The organism is Planctopirus sp. SH287, assembly GCF_056500625.1.
Map to the genome: position 1 here is coordinate 3,045,050 of NZ_CM151403.1, position 12,110 is coordinate 3,057,159.

The window sequence follows — 12,110 nt, forward strand, 5'->3', positions numbered from 1 at the left end:
CTTGCAGTTAGAAGATAGGCAGAGTTTGCTGGCGCGATTGGGCAAAATTTACCAGTCAATTCGCAGAATTCGCCGAAGTTCACGGCTCAGCCATCGCAGCCAGGACTCAGCAGGAAGCTGAATCTTCACACTCGCGGGAACTCCCCAAGGGATTCGCTCATGTTCGCCTTCAAGGCGAATTCGCACCTCGTAGGCCCTCTGGTCAGATGTGAAGGTTCCCTGCGCCTGGGAGGAATTTGGCAATCCACCGACTGGACTGGTTGTAACGATTGGGCTACTTGAGACCTCTGTGATTTTCCCTGTCAGAAGCTGATTGGCCGCCGCAAGCAATTGAACTTTGACTGTCTGTCCGATGGCGATGCGATTGATGTCCCTCTGGCTGACAATCGCGAGCACTTCAAATTTGGCAGAAGGAGCAATCCACGCCAGTTCACTACCGGCTGCAACAAAGGCGTGAGCATTCGCTTCGTCAAATATGGAACCTTCCCAATGATGAAGCAGAATTTCTGCCGTTGGTGATCCCCCCGAGATTCCCGCCGTGGGCGCTCGATCCAATCGGCGGTGCATGGGGAGTAACTGACCACTGCAAGGAGCCAGAAGAGTGCGTCGTTTGGCCTCAGTTTCCCATTGGCTGAGCTGCTGCTCGAGATCTTTCAACTCTTCGCGAGCCGTAGGAAGACGCGCGCTGACCGCTGCATCCACGACCTGCCGCTGCTCGAGGCTTTCAATCAAGATTTTTTGATCAGTCACTCGCGCCTGTTGTTTGAGGAGAAGTCGCTCCTGTTCGGAATCAGCGAGTTCCAGAAGAACGTCTCCCTGTTGGACAGGAGAGTTTCGGATCGCTTTGACGACTGTTCCTGATGCCGTTGCACGAACAATCACGCCATTCTGTGGCAGTATTGTTCCCAAGGCTGTCACGGAAGTGGGAATAGGCCAAACCAGAATCACAAACAGGATGACAAGCAATCCTCCCGCAATCAGGCGGGCACGCAGGAAACGAAGGCGTTTCTGGCGTTCACGATCCTGAAAATATCGTCGCCCTTGCCACGTCATGGAAAGGGCCATCCCGAAAAGAGTAAAAAAACCTAACCCAATGGCAATTGCATCCAGGCCGTAGGGTTCCAGCCACACATGTAAGGCCCAGAGAATAGAAAAAATCAGCACGACACGAAAGATCATGCTGGCAAGAGTATAAACGATCAACCAAAGTGCCATGCGGGCGGTCACACCACGTGGCCATTCCCGGTCGAGTTGCAGCCAGAAATAATCAATGGCTCGAATCAGTGTTTGCCGGCTTCGCTCAGCCAGATTCGGCATGCCCATGAAGTCGGCCAAAATAAAATAACCGTCGTATTTCAACAAAGGGTTACCGTTAAAGAGAAAGGTACTGATACCGCAGATCACCATGATTTGCTGTGCGATCGTTGAAACGGTTCCTGGTTCTGACATCCACCACAGAAACGTGGCTAACGAAGCGATCCAGGCTTCGAGATACATGCCAGCTGCTGCGATCCCCATTCGTGCAGAGCGCGATGGGAGGCGCCAGCTATCCGTCACATTGCAATAAAGCACGGGAGTCCCGACCAGCAGCATCACGCCCAGTTCGTGACAGTGGGCGCCCGCTCGATGGCAGGCAATCCCATGCGCAAACTCGTGGAGGATCTTAACCACAATCAGGCAGCCCGCCAGTTCAAGCAGGCCGGTAGGTTGCTGTGTTGATCGCAGAAAACCCGCCATCAGTTCCACAGGATGAGTCACAACCACAACCAGCGCGATCGTTGAAAAAATCAAACCAAGAATGACCATGGGCCAGGTAAAGAGCCAACCGATCAGAACATTGGCAACTGCCAACAGATCAATCCCGCCCATAAAATGAGATGGGTTGATTCCTCGAAAGCGAATCGCCAAAGGATTGATGAACTTGCCCCAGAACGTGCGGCGCGCCGCTATCCGTGCCGTATCTGCCCATTCAGATCCCGAGATTCCGTCAGCGATTGCCCAGTGTTGTTGCCGTGCCGTCTGAATGAATTGCAGGATCTCCGCTTCGCTCAATCTCTTTGAAAATCGAGCGTCAAACTCGTGGCAAATTTCAGCGAGAGGAAATCCCTGTTCAAACAGACTAATCAGAAACGCCTCTTCAGCGCCGATCAGTGAGTTTTTCATGGTCAATGGGTCGTGAAGAAACACATCACCCGGCTGACCACCTGCAAACGGAAGCCGCTGAATATCTGGTCTGAGAAAAGGACGAGGTTTGTATTTGAGTTTCTCGAGTCCGTAATTGCCCATGGCGCTGTCAGTCGGTCGGCCCTCTCTTTCAACCGGGGAAACAGGCCATGCAAATGCGATTGGCGTCAGAGAGAAATCGTCTGTTTGGCTCATTTCATTAACCATTCCCTGAGCCGCAGGGCCGATGTGGTTCCCTTGTGGAAACAGCTGAAACACAGATCGTTTTCACGTACTTCTTCAGCTCGTGGTTGTCTGTGCTGAGTCTGGGATCGCAATATTATTAGAATCAACTTGGGGGGCGTGGGGATGAGCTTTGAAATAAGTTTCGGCCTGCTCGATCACGTGTGGCCGTAATTCATCGGGATGCTGATAAAGGTGCCAGGCATCGGCTGGCAAATCGGCGTAAGCTGTCTGAAAACGGGGCAAAGTTTTCGTCTCACTACGGATCGCACGAAGATAAACGCCAAGAATTTGTTGGGGATAATCTCGCAAGAGACTGGCATAGATTTCCGGATCCTGTTCCCCGGTATCGCCAATCAAAATAAATCGTCTTTCGGGAAATGCACTCAGGATCGGGTCGATCGTGGTTCTTTTGTGCATCATCTGCGGTGACATCTTCAATTTACGAGCAGAATCACGCAATCGAAAACGTTTGAGATGGATGGAACCTACGGGAAAGTGATGCGTATCCCAGAAGTCGCGCAGTGGACGATACAGCTGCCAGGGACTGCCCGAAACATAATGAAAGACGGCTCCCTTTTGCGCTAAATCCCGATAAATGGCAGGCATCCCATCAATCGGAGCAAAGACCCGGGCAAAGGTGTTCTGGAACAGGTCGCGACGGTCAGACACGTTGCTATGTTTCACGGTGTCATCGACATCAGAAATGACAGAAAGGCCAACGCGATCCACAATCAGTGATGACCCCTCGAACTGTCGATCATCGGGACTGGCCAGCACGGCTTGGTAGTTGACCCATTCGCCAGGACGGGGTGGCTTTCCCAGCAGTTCTTCGATGTCGGCTCGGGAGACAGTATGAGTCCCGCTGAAAAGTCCTGCAGCCGATGATTCCCCCAGAGAAATCACTTCTTTACCGATCTGAATCACGATCCGTCGGCCTTCTTCCGCCCCCACGAGGAAAGGTTTCAAGCGTGTGGTGAAAACTTCCGCGTGCTCGGAACTAATGCGCATGGCCCGGCGAATGGCAGACATGATCGGGTGTCGCAGCCAGGTGAGGTTCAAATTGTAGAGACACCCCTGAATCGTGATCGTCCAGCGGTCGCCCGTCGTATCGGGAGCGACATAGGAAGGGTAAAGCACAATTTCTTCGTCGTGCCAGACTTCACACGCGGACTGATTTCGGAAATGTGGCTTTGATCGAAACAGCACGCGATCCCTCACTTCAGATGTCATGACGGCTGCCAAAATCGTTCCAGCAGCAAAGTTGCGGACTGAGCAGTTTCCCATAACAGAAGGAAATCAACAATCGTCATTTTCGCGAGAATCTGAAAGTTCTTAAATCATCAATCATTTTGAACAATCATTGAAGATGGCAGATTAGAGAAGCTCGCTGGGATTTTAAGGCGGTCTTTCATCAAACCCCAACTTTTCTGTACACTGATTGTGACCGCAAAAGAGACATCAGTTTGTGAGAATTCTCGCTATTGTTAAAACCGTTAATTCTTATCTCGTTCTGGAATGTTCACTGCCTGGCAACCGATAATAAGTTCGATCCAGAATTGGTTGGCTTTTTTGTAAGTCATTTTTCGTAAAGAAGTTATCGCTGGAGTGTGCCTTATGGGTGTTCAGTTTCAACAGGATCCCACATTTTAACCCCGGATGTACCCTGAAAATTTCAGCATCAGGTGTATTTGGGACAAGCATCAGACTTGCTAGTGGAAATACCTGTCAGAAATGACCTGAGTGTTGCGATTGATCAACGGAAATTCATAGACTAACGGCAATGGGAAGTGACACAGCCAAGGTCGCCTTTCAGTGAAAACATAGTTGCGATGGCTTCCATCATGCCAAAAAGTTGACAGAAATTGCCTCAGGTCTGTCATCTCAAGTCAAGTTGTCTGTCACGACGAGATATTCTTTGAGGCCACGAGGATTGCCCCCGGATGAGTTATCAGCTTTTAACAGGTGCCACAGGGCTTTTAGGCACATATCTGTTGCGAGATCTGTTGTCATCGGGGTGCCGGCTGGCTGTCGTTGTTCGCCCCAATCGTCGACAGAATGTTCGACAGCGAATCGAGACTCTGTTGTGTCATTGGGATGACACACTGGGGGTCAAGCTCCCACGTCCCGTGGTGTTAGAAGGCGATATTTCGCAGCCAGATCTCGGCCTGGATGGCGTGAGCATGCGTTGGGCTGCCGAGCATGTCACGGGCGTTATCCACAACGCGGCCAGCCTGTCTTTTGTCGCAACCAGTGAAGATGGTGAGCCTTACCGTTCCAACATTGGCGGCACCCGCCATGCCCTGGAATTCTGCAAAACATTAGGAGTCCGCCAGTTTTTCCACGTTTCAACGGCATATATTGCCGGGCAGCGCCGCGGGCGAGTGCTGGAAACCGAACTGGATGTTGGCCAGGAGCTTTCCAACGCTTACGAAGAGAGCAAGTTGGCTTCAGAGAAGTCGGTTCTTGAGTGCGAATTCCTTGATAACCCCACGGTCTTCCGTCCGGGAATTATCATTGGCGATTCCGTTACTGGCTACACCACCACATATCATGGTTTTTACGCAGCACTTCAGTTGTGCCATACCATTGCAAGAACTTTTGCTACTGATGAGACGGGGTTAATTGGGGCTCAGCAGGTGCGTCTGGCCCTTAATGGTGACGAAACCAAGCATCTGGTGCCGGTCGATTGGGTGTCAGCGGTGATGTCGCATGTCATCATGCACCCCGAGCATCATGGACAAACCTATCACCTGACTCCTCAGCACCCGGTCACAGTGCGGATGATTCGTGATGTTCTGGAGGAAACGTGCCACTTCTATGGTGCCACTCTCGATGGAGCGGGGAAGCCGCTTGATAATATGAACGAAGCGGAAAGCATCTTTTACGAACACATTCGAGTCTACAACTCGTATTGGAAAAACGATCCTCACTTTGATCGGACGAACACTCTCAAAGCGGCTCCCCATCTTCCATGCCCGGCTGTTGATCGTCATCGCCTGGTAGAGCTTTCCAGAATCGTGATTCGAGATGGTTTCCCTTCACCGAGCAAGCGACCAGTGGAGCCTGAGTTTGATGCCGCCAGCTACTTTCAGCCTCTGCTGGAGCAGTCGTCACGTGATCCACAGTTTGCCGAGTGCGAGCGTCTTGTCGGATTGAACATCCTTGGCCATGGGGGCGGGCAATGGCAGTTGCTGACAAGGCATGGGGCAATTGTGGGAGCTGAAGTGGGCCTGCACGATGAAACTCTTTCCGTTGCGGAACTCTCTGCCAACTCGTTTCGTGATCTCGTGACGGGACGCAGCACCACGGAACAATTGACTGCCAGCGGCCTGCTGCAGCTTAGTGAGGGGTTGAATAGCGAGCAAACTTCAGCGGTACTGGATCAATTGATTCAAGCTGACCTTGTCGTTGTGCGAAAGTAACTCACGAAGCGCATTGTCAAATGCTTAAAAGCGGGGTTGAACAGGTCGTCAAGTCCGACATCGGAGGACGTGACGACGCATGAAACCCCAAGATAAAGCCGTGACACGGCACTTGACAGATCTGTAAAATTAAAGAGAAGGAGGCCCATGTTCAGCATCGGGTCTCTTTCTCTTTTTGTGTCGTTCAGAGATGCCATCTGTCTGCGTCTGGCCGCGCTGAATTGTCATTGAAGTGAATAATGTCGTTTGTGCTTGAGGCATTCCTGCTTGCGGCACAGGTTGCTTCACGGTCGAATGGTGGGTTGTCAGAAGTGTGGCGATCCTCGCCAGAACATGAAGCTGTTGGATGTTCAAGATTTGATCACAGGGAGACCGCATGTTGAGTCAGCGCACGCTGTGGATGTTTGTCTGGGGTTTGGTTGCCTTGTGCGGCAGCGGTCAGAGTTTCTGTTTGGCGGATGATGAGATCTCGACATCGCCGCTCCCTGTTAAGGCTGTCCCTGCATTTGAAAATGTGGTCTGGAATGGTTGGGAAGCTGTTGGCGAGGATGGCCGCCCCTCGATCTTTCGGCCGATTCTGCTGACAAACTTTGGTGATGGCTCCAATCGCGTCGTTGTACCAACACAGCAGGGAGTCGTCCATGTGCTGGAGAACACTCAGGCCAAGCAGAAGTCACATATTCTGCTCGATCTGAGTAGTAAGGTGACTTACAAAGACAAAGAGAACGAAGAAGGCTTTCTCGGGTTGGCGTTTCATCCCAACTTTCGTGAAAACGGCGAACTCTTTGTGTACTACACCACAACCGACGCCCCACACACTTCGGTCGTTTCCCGCTTCAAAGCTTCAGGGTCAAAGCCACAGACTGTTGACCTGTCGACCGAAGAAGAAATCCTGAGAATTCCTCAGCCTTTCTGGAATCATAACGGTGGCACAATCGTTTTTGGGCCTGATGGATATCTCTACATTGCTCTTGGCGATGGAGGAAGCGGCGGTGATCCTCACAAGAACGGGCAGAATCTCGGAACCCTGCTGGGCAAAATTCTGAGAATTGATGTGGATAAGAAGGAAGGAGGAAAGCCTTATGCGATCCCCGCTGATAATCCCTTTGTGAAAACCGCAGGGGCCAAGCCGGAAATCTATGCTTATGGCTTAAGAAATGTCTGGCGTATGGCGTTCGACAAGACCACTGGCAAGCTCTGGGCAGCAGATGTCGGGCAGAACCTCTGGGAAGAGATTGATCTGATCGAAAAAGGGGGGAACTATGGCTGGAACATCCGTGAAGGATTCCATCCTTTTGGGGACAACCAGAACGTGTCCAAGCAGGGACTGATTGATCCCATTTTTGAATATCACCACGATATTGGGAAGTCAATCACGGGGGGAATGGTCTATCGCGGAAGCAAAGTGAAAGATCTTCAAGGGAAGTACCTCTACGCGGACTATGTTTCAGGAAAGCTTTGGGCACTGGATTACGACGCCAGGAAAAAGAAAGTCGTGGGCAATCACCTGATTCCCGGCAGTCAGCTTCCCGTCGTCAGTTTTGGTGAAGATGAGCAAGGTGAGGTTTACTTCATGACCGTCTCTGGCAGCGGCAAAGGGATGTTTACTTTTGCGCCAAGCTTGGGGGCGCCAAAGTAGTCCTTGGCGAAGTCGCCCTTCTTTTGGTAAAGGGAACCGAATGCAAATGAAAGCAACGTATCGATTTGCATTGACGGAGCTTCCCTTGCCAATACAATCGGCGAGTTGCAGTTGCGGGTTGGCCAGGCAAAATCACTTGGCTAACCCCCATTTGTAATGAGAATAACGTGTGGCATGGTCAGGCTGTGAGGCGATGAAGTCCTTGTTGCAGCTTGTCCAGAGCCAGCATTGGCAGCAGTTAATACCGCAGACCCTGCTCTTGAGGAGTCATCCGTCGTGCAAATCGCGATCACGACCCGTCACGGTTCGATCAGTCCTGATGCTCAGGATCTCATTCGTCAGAAGTCTGAAAAGCTGTTGACCTATTTTGCCCGAGTGACAGCCATCAATGTGACCATCAGCTTTGAAAACCATCGGGCTACGGTGGAAATCCTGGTCGATGCCGAGCACAAGCACGATTTCGTGGCAACCGAAACCGGCGACGAAGTGGTCGGTGTCTTCCATGCTGCATTGCACAAGATGGAGCAGCAGTTGCATAAGTACAAAGAAAAGGTGCAAGACCATAAGGGGGCACCGACCGTTGCTGATCTGACTGCGTCAAAAGAAGATTAAACGCTTCGTCCGCTCTTTGAGGTTGGACTGCCTGAATCAAGCAGCCCGCGTGAGAGATGTTGGAGAGAAGAACTGGCAATACCAGGCCTGATGTTCTGGGGCTAAGGGTGTTCGGAAACCTTGTCTCAGGATCTGGCCTGCAAAACTTGCCGAAAAACAGTCTCGACCGGAGAAACTGACGTCTTCTCCGGCTGTAATGAATTTCGTCATTGGGTGAGACTGTGCCTTGACGGGATCACTTGTTAGTTTAGTGCTGCACTGAATTCTCCCGGCTGATTTAAAGTTATGATAGTCGGGTCAGGTTGACTGAAGCAGAGGTGTTTCATGAAGTTGTGCGACTTCGTCGTTCCCGGGGCGATTGTGCCTGATCTTCAGGCGACGACCAAAGAGGCTGCCATCCGTGCGATGGTGACGAGCCTGCGTGAAGCCGGAGCTATTCCTGCCAGCGACGAAGAGGGGATCATTGCCGCGATTCTCAAGCGGGAAGAGCTTGGATCCACTGGTATTGGTCGTGGTGTGGCTGTCCCTCATACCAAGCATCCCTCGGTGGATCGGCTGATTGCCACTGTGGCTCTTTCAAGGTCCGGCGTGGATTTTGCAAGCCTGGATGGCGAGTCTGTTTTCATCATGTTTCTGCTGATCTCGCCACCGGATCGTCCAGGTGATCATCTGCGGGGGCTGGAAAACATTTCCCGCCACTTGCGAAACGATAACTTCTGCAAATTTCTCAAGCAGTCCAAGTCATTAGAAGACGTACTTGATCTGCTCAAAGAAGCTGACAACAACGAAATTTAAGTAATTCTTAGACAGGTCAGAAATTCCTTGGGGTATTTCTGACTGTGCCAGTTTCTTGTTGTGGCAGAGTTTATCGCATTTTCAGTGTCTTGCGCATGTTGAGGCCGACAGCGGTTTTTGTGAGCAATCCGCGTTGCTGAAAGGAGCAGCCGGTATGAACCCGATGATCCATCGACGGACAGTGACTGTTCGCACGGAACATGGCCTCCATTTGAGTCCATGTTCGCGAGTGGCTCAAACGGCTCAGAAGTTCTCATCAAAGATTCTGTTGATTTCCGGTTCAGTCCGAGCGGATGCCAAGAGTGTACTTGATCTGATGACTTTGGCGGCTGGCCCAGGTGTTGAACTGGTACTTGAGGTGGATGGCGATGACGCCCCACAGGCGGTTGATGCGATCCTCTACCTGTTTGAGCATGATTTGGTGAGCACTTCTCACTGACCTGTCAACTGTTGAGCAATGGCTTGATCTGGAGACAGGAGAGTGAATCGGCTGTTTGGTTTGGCGCTAAAACCACCTCGGCCGCAGTCGCTTCAGATGCTTGCCGCGGCAAGACTCATGTCTAATTCGACCAATCGTGAGACTCTTTCTCCCGGATTGATCAACTGGGGTAATCCGCTCTTGCCTGCACTGGCTTGCCTGTTTGTAATTCCAGGATGAGAAGATGGCATGGCCAGATCGCAGTCAGGTATGCTTTTTCAGCGGGATGAGAGTACAGAGTGGTTTGTTACTGTCGAAATTTGGATTGAATCAATCGCCAAATCGGGCAACGGAGAATGGATTCGCACAGGAAACCTTGAGCAAAGTTTTGACAAGGCTTCGCTAATCCTGGGCCTGTCCAGTGCAGAGCCAACTGGTGGTTTTTGAGTCAAGTTGGTTCTCCCGCGGTGATAATCTCGGATTGGTGAGTGATTTCAGGAGATATGCTACATGCTGGTGAAACATGGAATCGCGGTTTCTCCCGGCGTCGCCATTGGCCAGTCCATGGTGTTGGGAGCGGAATCTTTTCGGATTCCTCAGCGATTTGTCAGTGTTTCTGCCGTAGATGCCGAAATCACGCGATTTCAGACAGCCTTGCATGCTGTTTGCTTGGATATTGAAGAAAACGAAACCATTGCCCGGGATCGGTTGGGATCGCAGTACGCGGCTATTTTCACCGCTCACCTGATGATGGTGAAAGATCGCAAAGTTGTCGATGAAATTGAATCACTGGTGCGACAGAAGTGTTTCTCGCCCGAATTTGCTGTCAGCCGAGTCTTTCGTCAGTATGCCAAGAAGTTTCAAAATCTTGGCGTCCCTTATCTGGCTGAGCGGGCCACGGATCTTTTTGACCTGGAAAAACGAGTCCTCAGACAGCTTCTCGGCGCCCGGCGGGAAGAACTGCGAAATATCACGGCTCCAGCCATTGTGCTGGCACACAACCTGACGCCTAGCGAGACAGCCAGTCTTGATAAAAAATATGTCCTGGGCTTTGCCACGGAAGTTGGCGGCACAACCAGTCATACCGCGATTCTCGCCGGGGCGCTAGAGCTTCCGGCTGTCGTCGGAGTAGGGAGCTTTCTGTCAGACGTGGCTGGTGCCGACATGGTGATCATTGATGGCAGCCATGGGACTGTCATTATTGATCCCGATGCAGAAACGTTAGCTCGGTACCGCGCTTCGGAAGAAGAGCATCGAAATTTTTCAAACCGCCTTGAGTCCATTCGCACACTTCCCAGCGTGACTCAGGATGGTGTGGCGGTTTCCCTTTATGGAAATATTGAGTTCCCTCACGAAGCCGCTTCGGCCCGGCAGCGGGGTGGGGAAGGGATTGGTCTGTATCGAACGGAATTTCTCTACCTCGATGCCAGCACTGAACCAACCGAAGAGGATCACTATCAATCATATTGCGAAGTTCTCAAGGCTTTTCCGGATCGTCCGGTCGTGATTCGCACGCTCGACCTTGGTGCCGATAAACTGCCGATTGGTTTCCGGATGGAGTATCCTGAGGGGGTGAATCCCGCTCTCAGCTTGCGCAGCATTCGCCTGAGTCTTCAGCATCTTGATCTTTTTCGCACGCAGTTACGGGCCATTGCGCGGGCAGCCTGTCATGGCGATTTAAGAATTATGTTCCCTCTCATTTCAACGCTGCTCGAATTACGGCAGGCGAAAATGATTCTCGGGGATGTGATGGAGGATCTGGAAGAACAGCAAATTGAATTTGCTCGTAACATCAAGGTAGGCATGATGATGGAAGTCCCTTCGGCTGCCATTATGGCCGAGCAGTTTGCTCGCGAAGTTGACTTCTTTTCGATCGGTACCAATGACCTGATTCAGTATACACTGGCTGCTGACCGGGGTGATCCCAGGATCTCCAACCTCTATCGTGCCGGTGATCCTGCGATTGTCCGTTTGATCCAAATTGTGGTGAAGGCTGGCCAGAATCGCGGAATTCCTGTATCAGTATGCGGTCAAATGAGTTCGGATCCGTTGTTTGTTCCGCTTCTGGTCGGGTTAGGCCTCAGGCATCTGAGCGTTACCCCCCACTTGATTCCAGAGATCAAAGAGCTGATCCGAAAGTTGACGATTTCCAAGGCTGAGAATTTGGCCAACCGGGTCATGCGAATGGAAACGGCCAACGACGTCGAAAGTTTTCTCCGTGGTGAATACCGTAAGCTTTCGCCAGAATCGCCTGCCTGATTCGATTTGTAGACCAGTTATCAGTTGTTTCAGTTTGTCATTGATCAAGTTTTAGTCTCTCAAAGTTAGTCCTCGTGTGAACAATCTGTCAGCTTCGCTGAAAACGAAACACTCCAACATTGCAATCTCCGCGTCCAGCGGAAGGTGGCACCGTAGTGTCGTCGACGTTTTTCAGTGCTGCGGCGATCCTGTATGCAGGGGCGGCGTCGCCGATCAGAGTGAGATCCCCACAATTGGGCGTTCTGCTTGCTCTTGTCGGCCTTCCGATTCCTGCCCAGCGCGCGCTTCCCTTCGGTTTCTTGTTTGCTCTGACACAACCTTTGAAAAGCCTGGGATCGACCGAGTATTCGGCGAATTCCAGCAGTCACAACCGGTTTTGTCAGATCCCACTAAAGAAGCCCGGTCGATTGCCTCATGCCATACTGCCAGGCCGCTCTTGGCTTTATTGGTGAAATCTCAGGCATTCTCTGGCTTTCTGGAATCCTTCGGAAGCCGTAATTCCGTTTCCTGTTACTCAGGAGAACGTGGGTTGCGTTTGTCGTGCATGGATGGTTTG

At 51.5% G+C, this 12,110-nt stretch carries 9 protein-coding genes; 7 read left to right on the forward strand and 2 right to left on the reverse strand.

The window, feature by feature from the left end; genetic code table 11:
- Window positions 1-48 precede the first annotated feature (48 nt).
- Window positions 49-2,442, reverse strand: a complete 2,394-nt coding sequence (locus SH287x_RS11215) for a hypothetical protein (protein WP_479514401.1) — start codon at window positions 2,440-2,442, stop codon at window positions 49-51.
- A gap of 21 nt (window positions 2,443-2,463) precedes the next feature.
- On the reverse strand, window positions 2,464-3,615 hold the full coding sequence (locus tag SH287x_RS11220) for a phosphatidate phosphatase App1 family protein (RefSeq protein WP_479514402.1): 1,152 nt from the start codon (window positions 3,613-3,615) through the stop codon (window positions 2,464-2,466).
- Between the two features lie 734 nt (window positions 3,616-4,349).
- On the opposite strand from SH287x_RS11220, the gene SH287x_RS11225 reads away from it, so the two are divergent.
- From SH287x_RS11225 to ptsP, 7 genes are all read left to right on the forward strand, one after another.
- Window positions 4,350-5,831 carry an SDR family oxidoreductase gene (locus SH287x_RS11225; protein WP_479514403.1) on the forward strand — a complete coding sequence of 494 codons (1,482 nt, stop codon included), beginning with the start codon at window positions 4,350-4,352 and terminating at the stop codon, window positions 5,829-5,831.
- Window positions 5,832-6,207: 376 nt separating this feature from the next.
- Complete coding sequence (locus SH287x_RS11230; RefSeq protein WP_479514404.1) at window positions 6,208-7,470, forward strand: PQQ-dependent sugar dehydrogenase; 1,263 nt, start codon at window positions 6,208-6,210, stop codon at window positions 7,468-7,470.
- Window positions 7,471-7,746: 276 nt separating this feature from the next.
- Entirely contained in the window at window positions 7,747-8,082 is a 336-nt protein-coding gene (gene hpf, locus SH287x_RS11235; protein ID WP_479514405.1) for a ribosome hibernation-promoting factor, HPF/YfiA family, read from the forward strand.
- Window positions 8,083-8,406: 324 nt separating this feature from the next.
- Window positions 8,407-8,877 carry a PTS sugar transporter subunit IIA gene (locus SH287x_RS11240; RefSeq protein WP_479514406.1) on the forward strand — a complete coding sequence of 157 codons (471 nt, stop codon included), beginning with the start codon at window positions 8,407-8,409 and terminating at the stop codon, window positions 8,875-8,877.
- Window positions 8,878-9,031: 154 nt separating this feature from the next.
- Entirely contained in the window at window positions 9,032-9,316 is a 285-nt protein-coding gene (locus SH287x_RS11245) for an HPr family phosphocarrier protein (RefSeq protein WP_479514407.1), read from the forward strand.
- Window positions 9,317-9,544: 228 nt separating this feature from the next.
- Complete coding sequence (locus SH287x_RS11250; protein WP_479514408.1) at window positions 9,545-9,742, forward strand: hypothetical protein; 198 nt, start codon at window positions 9,545-9,547, stop codon at window positions 9,740-9,742.
- A gap of 63 nt (window positions 9,743-9,805) precedes the next feature.
- Window positions 9,806-11,554, forward strand: a complete 1,749-nt coding sequence (gene ptsP / locus SH287x_RS11255) for a phosphoenolpyruvate--protein phosphotransferase (RefSeq protein ID WP_479514409.1) — start codon at window positions 9,806-9,808, stop codon at window positions 11,552-11,554.
- Window positions 11,555-12,110: the final 556 nt, after the last annotated feature.